Source organism: Chryseobacterium sp. JM1, assembly GCF_000737715.1.
GTDB lineage: Bacteria > Bacteroidota > Bacteroidia > Flavobacteriales > Weeksellaceae > Chryseobacterium.
Window position 1 is genome coordinate 171,987 of record NZ_JPRN01000008.1, and the last position, 16,355, is coordinate 188,341.

Annotated in this window: 12 protein-coding genes; 3 read left to right on the plus strand and 9 right to left on the minus strand. The window is 37.9% G+C overall.

All coding sequences use genetic code 11. From position 1 onward, the window contains the following. Positions 1–9 precede the first annotated feature (9 nt). The gene (uvrA, locus tag IW22_RS14835; RefSeq protein WP_034727773.1) at positions 10–2,802 is read right to left on the minus strand and encodes an excinuclease ABC subunit UvrA; all 2,793 of its coding nucleotides are present in this window, start codon (positions 2,800–2,802) and stop codon (positions 10–12) included. A 512-nt stretch (positions 2,803–3,314) separates the two neighbouring features. Here uvrA and IW22_RS14840 point away from each other — a divergent pair. Together IW22_RS14840 and IW22_RS14845 are read left to right on the plus strand one after the other, a co-directional pair. Then, complete coding sequence (locus tag IW22_RS14840; RefSeq protein ID WP_034727776.1) at positions 3,315–5,126, plus strand: TonB-dependent receptor plug domain-containing protein; 1,812 nt, start codon at positions 3,315–3,317, stop codon at positions 5,124–5,126. A 71-nt stretch (positions 5,127–5,197) separates the two neighbouring features. Then, positions 5,198–5,914, plus strand: coding sequence for a DUF2490 domain-containing protein (locus IW22_RS14845; RefSeq protein WP_034727917.1), 717 nt, complete (start codon positions 5,198–5,200; stop codon positions 5,912–5,914). Between the two features lie 395 nt (positions 5,915–6,309). Here IW22_RS14845 and IW22_RS14850 read toward each other — a convergent pair whose 3' ends face one another. The 4 genes from IW22_RS14850 to IW22_RS14865 form a co-directional block, all read right to left on the minus strand. Beyond that, positions 6,310–8,361, minus strand: a complete 2,052-nt coding sequence (locus tag IW22_RS14850; RefSeq protein ID WP_034727778.1) for a M48 family metalloprotease — start codon at positions 8,359–8,361, stop codon at positions 6,310–6,312. Positions 8,362–8,380: 19 nt separating this feature from the next. Continuing rightward, positions 8,381–8,827: a phosphohydrolase gene (locus IW22_RS14855; protein WP_081873957.1), complete on the minus strand. Its 447-nt coding sequence runs from the start codon at positions 8,825–8,827 to the stop codon at positions 8,381–8,383. Positions 8,828–8,906: 79 nt separating this feature from the next. Next, positions 8,907–9,242 carry a YegP family protein gene (locus IW22_RS14860; protein ID WP_034727781.1) on the minus strand — a complete coding sequence of 112 codons (336 nt, stop codon included), beginning with the start codon at positions 9,240–9,242 and terminating at the stop codon, positions 8,907–8,909. Between the two features lie 37 nt (positions 9,243–9,279). After that, positions 9,280–9,597 (minus strand): hypothetical protein, encoded by a 318-nt coding sequence (locus IW22_RS14865; RefSeq protein ID WP_131401739.1) that lies wholly within the window; start codon positions 9,595–9,597, stop codon positions 9,280–9,282. Positions 9,598–9,896: 299 nt separating this feature from the next. Between IW22_RS14865 and IW22_RS14870 the strand changes: the two genes are divergently transcribed. Further along, positions 9,897–10,301, plus strand: coding sequence for a DUF805 domain-containing protein (locus IW22_RS14870; protein WP_034727786.1), 405 nt, complete (start codon positions 9,897–9,899; stop codon positions 10,299–10,301). Positions 10,302–10,383: 82 nt separating this feature from the next. Here IW22_RS14870 and IW22_RS14875 read toward each other — a convergent pair whose 3' ends face one another. The 4 genes from IW22_RS14875 to IW22_RS14890 form a co-directional block, all read right to left on the minus strand. Further along, positions 10,384–12,150 carry an acyl-CoA dehydrogenase family protein gene (locus IW22_RS14875; RefSeq protein WP_034727789.1) on the minus strand — a complete coding sequence of 589 codons (1,767 nt, stop codon included), beginning with the start codon at positions 12,148–12,150 and terminating at the stop codon, positions 10,384–10,386. Positions 12,151–12,288: 138 nt separating this feature from the next. Next, positions 12,289–13,467, minus strand: a complete 1,179-nt coding sequence (locus IW22_RS14880; protein WP_034727792.1) for a thiolase family protein — start codon at positions 13,465–13,467, stop codon at positions 12,289–12,291. Between the two features lie 45 nt (positions 13,468–13,512). Beyond that, complete coding sequence (locus IW22_RS14885) at positions 13,513–13,866, minus strand: four helix bundle protein (RefSeq protein ID WP_034727795.1); 354 nt, start codon at positions 13,864–13,866, stop codon at positions 13,513–13,515. 39 nt (positions 13,867–13,905) lie between these two features. After that, positions 13,906–16,299 (minus strand): 3-hydroxyacyl-CoA dehydrogenase/enoyl-CoA hydratase family protein, encoded by a 2,394-nt coding sequence (locus tag IW22_RS14890; protein ID WP_034727921.1) that lies wholly within the window; start codon positions 16,297–16,299, stop codon positions 13,906–13,908. Positions 16,300–16,355 lie beyond the last annotated feature (56 nt).

A 16,355-nucleotide genomic window follows, 5' to 3' on the forward strand; every position in this document is an offset into this window, starting at 1 on the left:
TATTTGTATTTAGTTTTCAAGTTTCTCCTTAATGTACTTCGCGGTATGCGATTTTTTATCTTTCGCCAGATCTTCCGGTGTGCCTGCAAAAACAACTTCGCCACCATATTTTCCAGCCTCAGGCCCGATATCTATTATATAATCCGCGGATTTGATAATATCCGGCTGATGCTCAATAACGATCACGGAATGCCCAAGATCGATCAAAGCCTGCAACGATTTCAACAGTTTCTGAATATCATGGAAATGCAGCCCTGTAGAAGGTTCGTCAAAGATAAATAAGGTTTTATCTGTGGTTACTCCTTTAACAAGGAAAGAAGCCAGTTTCACACGCTGTGCTTCACCTCCGGAAAGGGTAGAAGAGCTCTGTCCCAGCTGAAGATAACCTAATCCTACTTCCTGAAGCGGTCTCAGTTTGGTCACGATCTTTTCTTCGTTATTGTCTTTAAAGAATTCCAGAGACTCATCTACCGTCATATGAAGAATATCAGAAATGCTTTTCTCATCGAATTTCACTTCCAGGATCTCGCTTTTGAAACGGGTTCCTTTACATACTTCACATTCAAGCTCAATATCTGCCATGAACTGCATGGAAACATTGATGACCCCTTCACCTTTGCATTCATCGCATCTTCCGCCGTCTACGTTGAAAGAGAAATGCTTAGGCTTATAACCCATCATTTTTGATACTTTCTGCTTGGCAAAAAGATCCCTGATGTCGTCATAGGCTTTCAGATAAGTCACCGGGTTGGATCTTGATGATTTTCCGATCGGGTTCTGGTCGATCAGTTCAATATTTTTAATCAGTTTCTTTGGAAATTCTACGGAATCATAATCTCCCTTTTTACCACCCATTCCAAGCTGAATCTGGATATCATTGGTTAAAATTTCCTTCATCAGCGTAGATTTTCCGCTTCCGGAAACACCTGAGATCACCGTAAGGCTTTCCAGGGGTACGTCTACGTCTATATTTTTAAGATTATTCTGTCTTGCTCCTTTGATATGGATCCATTCCTTGGCTTTTCTTCGCTTTTTCGGAACTTCAATTTCCATTCTTCCGGTCAGGTATTTTGAGGTAAGGGTATCTGCGTTTTTAAGATCGGTATAATCTCCAGCAAAAACCAGTTCACCACCAAGATAACCAGCCTCCGGACCGATATCGATAATATAATCTGCGGCTTTCATTACATCTTCATCGTGTTCTACAACGATTACGGTATTTCCGAGATCACGAAGGTTCTTTAAAACTCCGATCAGGTTTTCCGTATCTCTTGAGTGAAGACCGATAGAAGGCTCATCCAGGATATAAATAGATCCCACCAGTGAACTTCCCAAACTTGTAGCAAGGTTGATTCTCTGACTTTCCCCACCGGAAAGCGTGTTGGATGTTCTGTTGATGGTTAAATAGCCTAAACCTACTTTTAATAAAAACTCGATACGGGTTTTGATCTCGTACAGCAGTCTTTTGGCCACATCCTGATCGTGCTCAGAAAGCTTCAGTCCGTTGATTAAAGGATGTAATTCATCCAGCGGAAGCTCAATCATCGACTGGATATTATGTCCGTCTACTTTTACCCAGCTCGTTTCTTCACGCAGCCTCAGGCCTTCGCAGGTAGGGCAGAGTGTTTTGCCTCTGTATCGGGAAAGCATGACACGGTACTGAATTTTGTACAGGTTTTCTTCAAGCATTTTGAAGAAATTATTGATGGATGGGAAACTGCTTTTTCCGTCTCCTTTCCAAAGGAAGTTTTTCTGTTCTTTGGTCAGTTGATGATAAGGCTTATGGATAGGGAAGTCTTCTGCTTTTTTGATGAATGCTTTTTTCCATTCGCTCATGGTTTCGCCTCTCCAGGATACTACAGCATCTTCATAAATGGATAAGGTTTTATTGGGAATCACAAGATCTTCATCGATTCCGATTACTTTTCCGTAGCCTTCACATGCCGGACAAGCTCCGTAAGGGGTATTAAAGCTGAAAAAATGAACATTCGGTTCAAGGAACTCCATGCCGTCCAGCTCAAATTTATTGGAAAATTCTTTTACTTTTCCGCTATCTGCATTCTTCAGTGCACAATAACCATGACCTTCATAAAACGCCATCTGAATGGAGTCTGCCAATCTCTGAAGGAAGTTCTCGTCTTCTTCATAAGAAAAACGGTCGATCACCAGATTAATGACCATTCCTTTTTCCGGAGTAAAACCGAAACTTTCCAGATCTTCAATACCGGCTAGATTACCATTGATCTCAAGCCTTGTGAAACCTGCCAGCTTTAAAACGTTTAATGCTTCTTTAAAATTATCCGCATCATATTCCAAAGGAGCCGTCAATAGAAATGAAGTCTCTTTTTTGGAAGCTTTGATAAAATCGATCACATCAGACACGGAGTCTTTTTTCACTTCTTCGCCGGAAACCGGAGAATAGGTTTTCCCGATCCTTGCAAAAAGAAGCTTCATATAATCATAGATCTCTGTAGAAGTTCCTACCGTAGAACGCGGATTGGAAGAGATCACTTTCTGCTGAATGGCAATGGAAGGCGCAAGCCCTTTGATGTCATCCACTTTTGGTTTTTCAAGTTTACCCAAAAACTGACGTGCATAGGAACTTAAACTCTCCACATATCTTCTCTGTCCCTCTGCATAAATCGTATCGAATGCCAGAGAAGATTTTCCGCTTCCGGAAACTCCTGTAATCACGATCAGTTTATTTTTCGGGATCAGAACGTCTATATGCTTCAGATTGTTAAGGTGTGCATTCTTAACGAAGATCTGTTTTTTTATATCTATTTCTATTGTTTTAGCCATGTTTTATCTTTGAAAAAGATTGTTTGCATCTTAAAAAAATAAGACCCACAAAATTACGAAATTTTAGCGGAAATAAGATGCTTAAATATTTCCCGGATACAAATATATTATCCTGACTTCTACAGGAAAAGAAGAGGTACCCGTTGAGGAATAAAAGGGTAATTTGTGAATAAATGATTATCAGTCATAAGGTTATATAGATAGCATGTTTTCATAATATTTTTCATCGGTTTATGATTTTCGTTATATTTTTACCATATACTATTGTTTTGTGTTTTAAAATTATTTAAAATTGTATTCATAAATTTGTAATATAGAAATGAGAAAATTATTCAGAGATCTTGTTACACATTTAATGAGAAAAAGATAAAACAGTTACTTCCCTAAAAGATGCAGTATAACCATACTGCATCTTTTTTTATGATAACTATCATTTGCCTGTCTTCAGGAACTCCCTTACTTTTGAGGCCATTATTTAAAGAAACTGATTTAGAACGAAAACGGCAATTATTATGATCAAAAAGATTGGGAGTATATTTTTATTGGGATTCCTGTTTTGTGCGCAGGCACAGGAAAAGACAACAGATATTGAGAATATTGAATTTCAGGGGAAATTTATTTCCACACCCTATAAAAGTGCCAATCAGAATATAACGGTTATTACCAAAGAAGATATTGCCAATTCTCCGGCGAAAAGTATCGATGAAGTTCTTCAGCAGGTTCCGGGAATGGATATCAGAAGGAGAGGAGCGAACGGCGTACAAAGTGATATAGGCTTCAGAGGAAGTTCTTTTGAGCAGGTATTGCTGTTGCTGAACGGGATCAGAATGAACGATTCCCAGACCGGTCACAATTCAATGAATATCCCGGTAGATATGGATGATGTGGAAAGAATCGAGATCATCAAAGGTCCGGCAGCAAGAAGATTCGGGCAGAATGCCTATGCAGGTGTTATCAATATTATTACCAAAACAAATCCCGGAAAAAGGGTGAAAATAAGTGCGGATGGCGGGGACTACGAAACCTACGGATTCGGATTCAATGCGCAGTTGGGAAATGAAAAATTCTCCAACTCTCTTCAGGCCAATTCTTCTTCTTCACAGGGATATATGTACAATACGGATTATGAGATCCGAAATGTTTTTTACCAAAGTAAACTGACCATTAAAAACGGGGATCTGAAGCTGCAGGCTGGTTTTTCTGAAAAGAAATTCGGGGCTAATGGTTTTTATGCATCTAAAAGCGCTACCGAACAGTATGAGGAAACACAGGCTTCCATCGTAAGTTTAGCGCATCAGCAAACATTTGGTCATTTGAAGATAAGCTCCAATGCCTACTGGAGAAGAGGTCAGGATATGTATCTCTATGATAGAAATAAGCCAAATGGCTACAGAAATATGCATATCGGGAACAATGTTGGAGGAGAAGTGAATTCCAGCTATCAATGGGGGTTGGGAACTACCGGTGTGGGTGTGGAGCTGAGAAAGGAATTTTTGGCGAGTAATAATTTAGGAGAGCGAAACCGTTTTGTTTCACAGGTCTTCTTTGAGCATCATTTTTCATTACTGGATAAAAAACTGAACATCAGTCCGGGAATTTCATGGGCGAATTATTCCAAAGAAGGGAATTTTTTCTATCCGGGATTAGATGTAGGATATAATTTCAATCCGAACAATAAAATCTACGGAAATATTGCAAAAGTTCACCGTGTTCCGACGTTTACGGACCTTTATTATGTAAGCAAAACCGAACAGGGAAATCAGAATCTTCTTCCTGAAAATGCCGTTTCATCTGAAGTAGGGTATCAATATCAGAACAGTAAAATCCTCGCAAAAGTGAGCGGGTTTATGAGAAATTCCAATAATTCTATCGACTGGGTTAAAAAAAGCCTGACGGATCCGATTTGGTACGCTCAGAATGTAGGAAGAATTGATACAAAAGGATTTGAAATTGAATTAAGCCACAGAGCTTTCAGCTGGTTAAAATACACCGCAGGATACACCTATCTGGACAGCAAAATGAAAGAATCCAATGAATTTGTTTCAAGATATATTCTGGACAATCTGAAACATCAGGTGGTAGCAAAACTAGAGACGAAATTCCTGAACTATTTTACCAATGAATTGGTTTACAGATACAATGAGAGAATGAATCTGGGGACTTATAATCTCCTTGACGAGAAGTTAAGTTTTGCTAAAAAAGACTTCTCGGTATATGTGCTGATTAATAATCTGACGAACACAAAATATACAGAAGCTTTTGGAGTTGAAATGCCGCAGAGATGGTTCCATTTAGGCTTCTCATATACGATCAATATTAAGTAAATGTTAATTTGAAATGAATGAAAGTTAACATTAACAAATTGTTAAATAATTTATTTTTGCAAAAATTTTTTATGAAACTTTTTTTAAGTCTGAGTTTACTTTTGAGTATGACCTTTTTAAAAGCACAGGACCACGTTTCCAGCTTCAATGCAGTGACTCTAACCTATAAGTTTCATCCGAAGTTTTTTCTCTACGCAGAAGGACAGCTCAGAGGTAACGAAGATTATACGTATCCGGATTATTACGAGATCAAAGGAGGAGTAGGTTACAACCTGACTAAAAATCACAAACCTTTTGTAGGTTTAGGTAGGTATGTGAATTACAAAGAACACAGTCTGAGCCGGGAAGAATTCAGGGTTTGGCTACAGGACGTGATCGATTTCAAAAAAGGAATCGTGAAGTTTGAAAACCGTCTTCGTGCGGAGAAAAGCTGGTTCTACGAGCCTGCAACAGACAAAGCTTCCCAGAGAATGCGATACAGATACCGTCTGAACATCAGCGTTCCCCTGAATGCCAAAACCATTAAAAAAGGAACTGTTTTCGCGAATGCTTATGATGAGATTTTCCTGGTAAGTCCGATGAAACCTACTTTCGCCAGAAATAGAGTATATGGCGGTTTCGGCTATCAGATCGATGACTATTTCGGAATCTTGACCGGTTATCTATGGCAGCGTGAATTTGAAGCAAAAGGCAATAAAAACCTTCACTTTATTTATCTGGCTTTAAATATCAATATCGACGGTACAGATCATCCTACAAAAACGTATGATTTCCCGGGAGCGGATTAAGATTTTTTGTTTAAATCCGCCTGAGAAAAAGACCCAGCCAGTAGTGGGATGAATAGAGTATAGAACTGAGTGACTTGAGATTCTGATAGGACTGCATCCTATCTTGGGCTAAATCTTCACGTGGTGGCTGTTGTTTCTCAGTAGTATTCTGATAGGACTGCATCCTATCTTATGCTAAATCGCCACGTTGTGGCTTGCTTTTCTCAGCAGTTGTAACCTTGATTTCTTATATTTTAAGATTAAAAAAGTATAGCTTACAAAATATTTAGTAATCTGTTCCATTAGCTTAATCTGGACTAACTCGCTTAACCCCGTATCGCGTAACTCTCTATCTTTTAATTCTCATAAACCGAACTCAAGATATTTATCACATCAGATTTTGATTGTATTTACTTTTACTCCCCAAGTTTTGAAACTGTGTCCTGAAAACTCAATAAGTCCTTTTTCAATTCCAGGTAATATTCATTGAGGATTTTCTGAAATTCATTCACCATAGCAAACACGGCTTCTACTTCTGGTTCCAGGTATTTATCGTGATTAAAATAAATGTACGAAGCTTCTGCATATGATTTTAGGGTAGCTCTGCTTTCCTCTGTTAATGATTCTTTATACCTTGAGTTTTCTATAAAATCATTCAGTTCTTTTTTGAAGTCAGTTTCGGCTTTTAACAGTTTGGCTCTGTGTTTACGGATTTCTTCAAAAGGTAGCGTTACGGTCATAAACTGAAGGTATGCAGCAAATTTAGTCAGTGCTTCCTGAAACCTGTCGAATTCTTTGTCTATGATTCCAAACTTTTTGTATTTACCCAGTAAAATAGATTGGTCATGTTGATCGGCCTTACTGAAATAATACAGGAAGATATCTTCATCATTTTTTGTGAGCGCGGTCTTTACTTTTAAAAGTTCACTTTCAAGTTCAGGAATGAGTTTGGTAGCATCTTTGGCTTTGTACAGGTTTTCTCCGTATCTGAATGTTTTAATTTCTTTAGGGTTGGCTTTTAGATAGGCAAGGGTTTGCAGATCACTTTCAATTCCAACTTTCTCGTAAATTAAAGAAACTTTTCGGTCACTGAACAGATCTTCACTGGTCATTACGGTGCCGGAATCTTTTATAATCGTTTCGATATTCTCTAATAGTGGATTGTGGGCTTCATAATACCCGTTGAAATTTGAACTTAGGTACTGATAAGGGTATTTTTCTATATAAAGCTCAGTGAATTTTTCGTCGTCTATCACTTCACCCACATTTTTCACCTGATGCAGGGTCAGGTATTTTCGGGTCATCACCTCACAGATCTCATCATATCCTCTGATGATATTTTTTGCCAGTTCATGATTTTCCTGAATATTTCGGGTTGTATTGTTTCTGATTCTTTCAATTCTTTTTACGGTATCCGGATGGGAAGCCCACTGATCCTGAATTTCTATTTTTGTTTTGTTATAACGGGTTAAATCTTCTGCATCTACTTTTGGAAGGCCATTTACATAAGGATGGTTGTTTCTTTCACTGAAAATTTTCAGTAAAGAAGAATGATTTTTATAAAGATTCTGAGGAAGGTATTTCTGCTCACTTTGGATATAGAAATTAAAAGAATATTGAAAAGCGGAATCACTTAGTTCTATTCTCAATAACGAAGAGATCTGCTCCTGAGGATTGGTGAGAAAAGTCGCAACGGCATCTGCATGATATTCCATCTCCCGGCTCAGGGAAGCGTGTTTTTGGAATAGAAAAGATGAAACTTTTTTCAGGATAAACTGAAATACATTGATAAAGCCCACTGAAATCGCTCCAAATAAGCTGAAAAAAGCATTTCCCGAAAAAGTCATGATCATGTTTTCATATTCTTTATTATTGTAAACCGTTTCGTACACAATTTTTTGTGCATGATGAACATATCCACCCACTTTCATGCTTCTTTGGGAAAAATGCCCGAATTCATGGGCGAGAATAGTTTTTAATTCGCCGGTACTTGTAGAATTGATTAATCCCAAACCAATGGTAAGATTTTTTCTCACCGGAAAAAACATACTCCAGAAAACGGAATTATAACTTACACTGGCATTAACATCAGGAGAAAAGAAAACCTTTTTAGGAGCTTTTACCTGAGTATCTTTAACAATTTCATCGATGATACTGAATAATTCCGGCTGTTGGGATCTTGTAATTTCTACCAAGTGTCTCGTGTTGTAGGTGTTTTCATTGAAAATGAATTTAATCATAAAATAAAAAACAAAAATACCAATGCTGGCAAGACCTGCGGCTGCTATAAGTGTATAGTAGCTTATTTTGAATGCAAGAATAGAATATGCTCCGTATCCTAAAAGCACAATGAGAAAGAGGGAAACGGCGATAAGGATAAGATATACGGTGAAAAATATAGAAATAGATACAATAGCGGAAGTCAGCTTAGACCTGTAAGCTGCCGACATTTTAGGAAGGTTATTCATTTTTTGTGTTTTTATACTTTTAATATTTCTCTATTAAATAATGATACGCTTTCAGGTATTTATTGAATCTTTTAATATCCTTAGGTGTAAGCTCTCTGTTAACTCTTCTGAGATCCATATTATCACGGAGGTCATTTAGTTTTACAGCAACAGCTAAAGGTGATCTTTCCGTTCTTTTAACGAATTCATCGTAATCTTCTTCGGGATCAAATTTGGTAAGGCAGCTGATAGCAAAAATAATGTATTCGGGAAAGCCTTCGGTTCTTAAATACTCCAGACTGAACTCTTCCGGATGATCTTCCACTACGTCATGAAGGACGCCAACGATCTTTTCGTCGAGTGTTTTTCCGTATTCCATGACACGCATCACGTGAGCGATGTAGGGAGCATGGTATTTGTCGGTTTGTCCTTTGTGTGCTTTATCAGCTATCTTTATGGCTCTGTTGAGCATTTCTTCTTTTGTCATTTCAAATAGAAAATAGAATACAAAAATAAAAAATGCCTTAAAAAATAAGACATTTTTATTGAGAATATTTTAAGGAATATTAAATAACGGTTTCATCCTCTACAGAAGCGCCTGGAGCATTGTTTTTAACGGATTCTATTCCGTTATCCATGCCGTTTTCAGATTCGTACATCTGGCTGGTTCCTATGATCTGTCCGTTTCCTGCTTTTAAATTGAAATAACAGCGGTCATCTTTTGCTGTATTTCTTTCAAATTTGGAATCGTCCTGAGAATTGGTGCGTACAGATTCTATTCCGTTTTCACAGGATGGTTTTGAGCTATATCCCTGGCTGGTTAAGATTACTTGTCCGTTTCCGGCTTTAAGATTGAATTTGAAGTCACCATCGGTTCTCTTCGAGATAATAAATTTTCCCATAGTAATTGGTTTTTGTGGTTTGATTAGTTTTTTTTAATTATTTGGAAGGCTGTGCCTTTTTTGTGTCAGGTATCAGTTTTTCAGGAGCTGAGCTGTTGAGTATTCTGTATTTTGAGTTATCCCGTTTGGCTTCTTTTAAGGCCATATACTGTGATGTATCTTTTGGAGTGGCAACAAGCATTTTATACTGCTGTTTCTGATCGGTATGAATCTTTGCCTGTGTTTCCTTAAGGCCTTTAAAATTAAGGATTTTGGCAGTATCTACCTTTGGAATAATTTGTTTTCTGTCTTCTTTCTGCTGGGCGAAAGTCATTGTGCAAAACAATAATAATGAGCAGGAGAATAATAACTTCATTTCTTTGTGTTTTTTTATCATATTGAAAAAAATAATGATCTGTGATCAAATTTAATGATTAAAAATAGTAAAAAAATTGAAAAACAGCAAAAAAAAACCTACGCGAAGTCGAAGACTTCGCGTAGGTTCTCCATAAACAAAATATTGAATTATTTCATTTTCTGTTTTTTGATCGCGGATGTGTTTTTGGGATTACTTTTATGGAACGAGGTTTTTAGTTAGACCTAATAAAAATAAAAAGTAGTTGCAGATCTGAAAAAAATCTTTATTTTTGGCCCCTATTAAAAAAAACAAAAACTATGAAATGGTACTTAAAAGCATTGAAACAGTATGCTGATTTTACAGGAAGAGCGAGAAGAACCGAGTACTGGATGTACTTATTATTTAATACAATCTTCGTGATTATAGCGACGTTATTGGATAATCTTTTGGGATTGAAATTTTATCAGGATATGCCTTATGGTTTTATTTATATGGTTTACGCATTGGCTACTTTTATTCCGGGATTAGCTGTTTTGGTTAGAAGATTACATGATGTAGATAAAAGCGGATGGTGGTTTTTTATCTCTTTGATCCCAATTGTTGGAGCTATCTGGTTATTGATCCTTTTATTTACAGAAGGAACTCCGGGAACCAATCAATATGGTGTAAATCCTAAAGAGAATTTCAATGAAATCAATGAAATCGGACAAAAACAGATGTAATTTCCAAAAGAATTACAACCCATATTAATATAATAAACGCTCCAAAATCTTGGAGCGTTTACTGTTATATTCAAAATAATGTTTAGTAATTACCTTTAGCAATATACTGGGCTGCAACTTTTTCAGTTAAAGCCACTACATTAGGATGGTTGGTATATTTTGTAAATCTTCTCAGGCCTGAAAGCATCATTCTCTGCTCATCACCTTCAGCGAAAGAGATAATTCCTTCTTTAGCGGCTGCGATGACCTTTTCAACAGCTTTGTAAAGGTTAAGCTGTGCCATTGCTGCTTCTACAGAATCAGGAGAGAAGTGTTTCTCAGCTCTCAGTACAGCAGATTCTGCCATGTAAAGCTGGTTAAGGATCTCAGATGCATTTAATAATAAGTGTTGTTGCTTTTCGATATCCATCATGAATTTTTGAAGAGCAGCTCCGGAAACCATAAGGAATACTTTCTTAAGGTTAGCGATGATTGCTTTTTCTTCACTCATGAATGCTGAATAATCAGGAACATCAAATGAAGGAATTCCAGTTAATTCTTTGCTGATTGCCATTGCCGGAGAAAGCAAATCTAATTCTCCTTTCATCGCTCTCTTAATTAACATTCCTACTGCTAATAATCTGTTGATCTCATTGGTTCCTTCATAGATTCTTGCGATTCTTGAATCTCTCCATGCAGCTTCCATTGGCATATCTTCAGAGAATCCCATTCCTCCGTACACCTGGATTCCTTCGTCAGCAGTATGTTGTGTTAAATCTGAAACAAAAACCTTCAGAATAGAAGCTTCTACCGCAAATTCTTCAACTCCTTTCAATTCAGCCTGCTGATGATTCATTCCACCGGCAACCAATTCATTGATTTTATCTTCAACGTCTTTTGCAGCTCTGTAAGAACCCGCCTCAGCAACGAAAATTCCTGTTGCCATTTCTGCCAGCTTCTTTCTGATCGCTCCGAAAGTTGAAATAGAAACGCCAAACTGCTTTCTTTCGTTAGAATACTGAAGAGAGTGGTTTAAGATTCTTCTCTGTCCGTCAAGGTTGGCAGCTGCCAATTTAATTCTTCCTACATTCAAAGCATTCAAAGCGATTTTGAAACCGTTGTTTCTTTCGCCTAAAAGGTTCTCAGCAGGAACTTTCATATCATTAAAGAAAACCTGTCTTGTAGAAGACGAACGGATTCCCAGTTTATGTTCTTCTTCACCGAAAGTAAGTCCTTCAGTTCCTTCTTTTTCTACGATGAAACCGGTGATGTTTTTATCATCATCAATTTTAGCAAATACAATGAAGATTTCTGCAAAACCTGCATTGGAGATCCACATTTTCTGTCCGTTGATCACATAATGTTTTCCATCTTCAGAAAGCTTAGCTCTTGTTTTTCCTGAGTTGGCATCAGAACCTGCATCAGGCTCAGTCAGACAGTATGCTCCGAATTTTGTCCCTGTAGCCAGATCCGGAAGGTATTTTTTCTTTTGCTCTTCTGTACCATACAATAGGATAGGAAGGGTTCCGATTCCCGTATGTGCTCCATAAGCCGTAGCCAGTGAACCATTCGCTCCTGAACAGTAATCACATGCCAGCATGGTATTTACGAAGCCCATTCCAAGACCGCCGTATTCCTCAGGAACAGCCACTCCTAAAAGTCCCATTTCTCCCAACTGACGCATCTTTTCTTCAGTTAAAGCATAATCTTTTTTCTCAAATCTTTCTTTTTGAGGAATTACTTCTCTGTCGATAAATTCTTTCGCAGAATCACGAAGCATTTTTTGTTCTTCACTCAGTTCTTCAAGAGTGAAAATATCATTTGCAGGAATTTCCTTGATCAGGAATTCACCTCCTTTTAATGTAGCCATATGTTTTTTTGTTTATTTATTTTTTTGTAAAAAGTATATTGTACAAAGTAAAAAGTATAACATATACTGTACTTTTTCTTTGCAATATCAGCTGTACGTCTTTAATACTTTATACATTGTACTGCCGACATTATACAATTAAAGAAGTTCGAAGATACTTGCCGCTCCCTGTCCCGTACCTACACACATAGAAACCATTCCGTACTTGTTGCCGCGTCTTCTCATTTCGTCAAGAAGCTGAACGGTTAATTTGGTTCCTGTACATCCAAGCGGGTGGCCAAGAGCGATGGCACCTCCGTTGACGTTAAGGATATCAGGGTTTAGTCCTAATTCCTTTTTGATCGCCACAGACTGTGATGCAAAGGCTTCGTTCAATTCAATTAATTCAATATCTTTTAATTCAAGACCGGCTTGTTTTAAAGCTTTTGGAATTGCATAAATCGGTCCCATACCCATAATTCTAGGTTCAAGACCTGCAGCAGCATAAGCTACCAATCTTGCTTCCGGCTCAAGACCTAATTCTTTTACCATTTCTTCACTCATCACCATGACAAAGGCGGCTCCGTCACTCATCTGAGAAGAATTTCCGGCTGTTACACTTCCTCCGTTGGCGAACACAGGTCTCAGTTTAGCAAGACCTTCCAGAGAAGTGTCTTTTCTAGGACCTTCATCTACAGAGAAGTCAAACTTTTTGGACTGCATTTTCTGGTTGTCATCCAGGAAATTATATTCTACAGGAATCGAAACGATCTGACTGGCAAATTTTCCTTCAGCATTCGCTTTTAAAGCTTTCATATGCGATTCAAAGGCAAACTGATCCTGTTCTTCTCTTGTAATATTATACTGTTTGGCTACTTCTTCAGCGGTGTAACCCATTCCCCAGTAATAATCAGGGTTTGTTTTTGCGATATCCGTTTCCGGAACCGGCTTGTAACCACCCATCGGGATATAAGACATAGATTCTGTACCTCCTGCGATGATACAGTCTGCCATTCCAGCCTGGATTTTTGCAGAAGCAATAGCAATCGCTTCACTTCCTGATGCGCAGTATCTGTTTACAGTAACCCCGGGAACTTTATCGGTATTCAATCCCATTAAAGAAATCAGACGGGCTACATTCAGTCCCTGTTCTGCTTCCGGCATTGCGTTTCCTACGATAAGGTCGTCAATTCTGTTTTTATCTAATTGTGGTAGCTCAGCCATTAATTTTTCAATAACTGTAGCGGCCATCACGTCGGGTCTTGTGAATCTTAAACTTCCTTTTGGAGCTTTTCCTACGGCAGTTCTGAAACCCTTTACTATATATGCTTGTTTCATTTTATGTAAAATGTATTATGTACAATGTAAAATGTACAGTGTACGTTATTTAGAATAATTTTGTTTTAATCTAATTATCATATTTTGAATATGTCTGATATCGGTTATGAGTAGTTCAAAATCACTTTTATTAATGAATTCCAAATCATTAGCAATTATAATTTGGGTTTCAAATTCAAAAGAAGAACCTAATGCAATGTTTAAAAACTGACAGAACTGAGGATTGGTATCTCTTCCGGCACCTTCAGCAATATTAGAAGGAATTGAATAAAGACTTCTTCTTGACTGAGATGTCAAGCCAAATAATTCATCCTTAGGGAAGTTTTTAGACATTATATAATATTGTTTACACAATAAAATTGATTTTTTCCAAACCTCCAGTTCTCTAAAATTGTGCATGTCAATACTTTTTACATTATACAACCGACATTGTACAAATTAATTCCTTAGCGGTTTCCCATTCTGCAACATATACTGAATTCTCTCCAAAGTTTTTCTTTCCCCACAAAGTTGAAGGAAGGTTTCTCTTTCAAGATTCAATAGGTATTGTTCGGTAACTACGGTTGGTTCAGAAAGATTTCCACCGACCATTACGTTGGCTAGTTTGTCAGCAATTTTCTTGTCGTGTGCAGAGATGAAGTTTCCGGTAAGCATCTGGTCTGTTCCTACGTAGAACATTCCTAAGGCGTCTTTTCCTAACACTTTTACTCTTTGCTCGATAGGCTGTGTATAACCCTGTTCGGCCAATAGTTTTGCTACTTTTTTAGCTTCAGCGATCTGTCTGTTTTTGCTTACGGATACAATATCTTTTCCTTTTTCAAGAATTCCCATATCGTAGGCTTCATAAGCGGAAGTCGCTACTTTACCCATGGCGATATTCATGAATGCTTCACGAAGTCTGTTGTTTTTAACGTCATCGCTGTGGAATTCTCTGGAAGTTCTTAACGTAAGTTCTTTGGTACCACCACCGCCAGGAATTACCCCAACTCCGGTTTCTACCAGTCCGATGTAAGTTTCTGCTGCTGCAACCACTCTGTCTGCGTGCATCGTCATTTCGCAACCACCACCAAGCGTCATTCCGTGAGGAGCAACCACTACAGGAATAGAAGAGTAACGTACTCTCATCATGGATTTCTGGAAATAAGCGATCGCCATATTCAGATCATCCCAATCCTGTTCGATAGCCATCATCAGGATCATGGCAAGGTTGGCGCCTACAGAGAAATTAGTTCCCTGGTTTCCAACTACCAATCCGTCGTATTCTTTTTCTGCTAAATCGATAGCTCTGTTTAATCCGTCAAGAACTTCGCCTCCGAGAGAATTCATTTTTGAGCGGATCTCAAAGTTGATGATACCATCACCAAGATATTCGATTGCTGCCCCTGAATTGCTCCAAAGTGTTTTGTTCTTTCTGATATTGTCTAAGATAATAAAGGCATCCTGACCAGGAATTTTGTTGTACTCTCCTGAATTTTTGTCAACAAAGATACTTTGACCTTCATCGTTTACTTTATAGAAAGCTTCTACATTTTTTACCCAGTCTGAAACTTCATAACCAGCATCTTTAGCTAATTCAATACCTTTTTGAACACCTACTGCATCCCAGATTTCAAACGGTCCGTTTTCCCATCCGAAACCTGCTCTCATCGCGTCGTCTATTTTGTAAACTTCGTCTGAGATTTCAGGAACTTTATGAGAAACGTAAGCGAATAGAGCCCCTAAAGATTTTCTGTATAATTCGCCGGCTTTATCTTTTCCACCAATTAAAACTTTAAATCTGTCAATTGGCTTGTCTATATTTTTCGTTAATTCTAACGTTGGGAAAGAAGATTTCCCCTGAAGTTCATATTCTAATGTATCAAGGTTTAATCCGTGGATTTCAGATTTTCCTTCTGCATTTTTTACTTTTTTGTAGAAACCTTGCTCAGTCTTAGAACCTAACCACTTATTATCCATCATTTTCTGGATATAGCCTGGAAGGGCAAAAACGTCATTAAAGTTATTGGCTTCAGCACCGCTCTGACGAACGCCGTTAGCTACCATAACCAAGGTATCAAGACCTACCACATCAGCCGTTCTGAATGTTGCTGATTTTGGACGTCCAATGACAGGACCGGTTAATTTATCAACTTCAGAAACTGTCAGTCCTAATTTCTGTACGTTGTGAAGTAAATCCATCATGGAGAATACCCCGATTCTATTGGCGATAAACGCTGGAGTATCTTTGGCTAAAACGGTAGTTTTCCCTAAGAATTTTGCTCCGTAGTTCATGTAGAAGTCAACCACTTCCGGAAGGGTTTCCGGGGTAGGAATGATCTCTAAAAGAGGAAGGTATCTTACCGGGTTGAAGAAATGCGTTCCCGCAAAGTATTGTTTGAAATCATCGCTTCTTCCCTCAATTAGAAAATGAATAGGAATTCCTGATGTATTAGAAGAAATTAATGTTCCCGGTTTTCTGAACTGTTCAATTTTTTCATAAACAGATTTCTTGATATCAAGTCTTTCAACGACTACTTCAATGATCCAGTCTGTGTTTTTGATCTTCTGAAGATCATCATCGAAGTTTCCTACCTTAATCCTATCTGCAAATTTTGGAGAATAGAGAAGGGCAGGACTTGCTTTTTTCAGTTTTTCAAAGTTTTCAGAAGCAATTCTGTTTCTTACCACTTTGTCATCTTTGGTCAAACCTTTTTTCTGCTCAGCTTCTGTCAGTTCAAAAGGAACGATATCTAAAAGGGACACTTCCACGCCTATGTTGGCGAAATGTGCCGCAATACCGCTACCCATAATTCCTGAACCAAGAACCGTTACATGTTTGATTCTTCTTTTCATATGTAAATTTTTATTATTTGCTAAAACCATAGGTTACCATATGGATTTCCTACAAT

What these genes read in the sequence shown, in the direction of transcription:
- IW22_RS14865 (WP_131401739.1), bottom strand. Translation starts at nt 9,597, where the DNA reads ATGAAGTTATTATTCTCCTGCTCATTATTATTGTTTTGCACAATGACT.
- IW22_RS14860 (WP_034727781.1), bottom strand. Translation starts at nt 9,242, where the DNA reads ATGGGAAAATTTATTATCTCGAAGAGAACCGATGGTGACTTCAAATTC.
- IW22_RS14845 (WP_034727917.1), top strand. Translation starts at nt 5,198, where the DNA reads ATGAAACTTTTTTTAAGTCTGAGTTTACTTTTGAGTATGACCTTTTTA.
- IW22_RS14890 (WP_034727921.1), bottom strand. Translation starts at nt 16,299, where the DNA reads ATGAAAAGAAGAATCAAACATGTAACGGTTCTTGGTTCAGGAATTATG.
- IW22_RS14880 (WP_034727792.1), bottom strand. Translation starts at nt 13,467, where the DNA reads ATGAAACAAGCATATATAGTAAAGGGTTTCAGAACTGCCGTAGGAAAA.
- IW22_RS14885 (WP_034727795.1), bottom strand. Translation starts at nt 13,866, where the DNA reads ATGCACAATTTTAGAGAACTGGAGGTTTGGAAAAAATCAATTTTATTG.
- IW22_RS14870 (WP_034727786.1), top strand. Translation starts at nt 9,897, where the DNA reads ATGAAATGGTACTTAAAAGCATTGAAACAGTATGCTGATTTTACAGGA.
- IW22_RS14840 (WP_034727776.1), top strand. Translation starts at nt 3,315, where the DNA reads ATGATCAAAAAGATTGGGAGTATATTTTTATTGGGATTCCTGTTTTGT.
- IW22_RS14875 (WP_034727789.1), bottom strand. Translation starts at nt 12,150, where the DNA reads ATGGCTACATTAAAAGGAGGTGAATTCCTGATCAAGGAAATTCCTGCA.
- uvrA (WP_034727773.1), bottom strand. Translation starts at nt 2,802, where the DNA reads ATGGCTAAAACAATAGAAATAGATATAAAAAAACAGATCTTCGTTAAG.
- IW22_RS14850 (WP_034727778.1), bottom strand. Translation starts at nt 8,361, where the DNA reads ATGAATAACCTTCCTAAAATGTCGGCAGCTTACAGGTCTAAGCTGACT.
- IW22_RS14855 (WP_081873957.1), bottom strand. Translation starts at nt 8,827, where the DNA reads ATGACAAAAGAAGAAATGCTCAACAGAGCCATAAAGATAGCTGATAAA.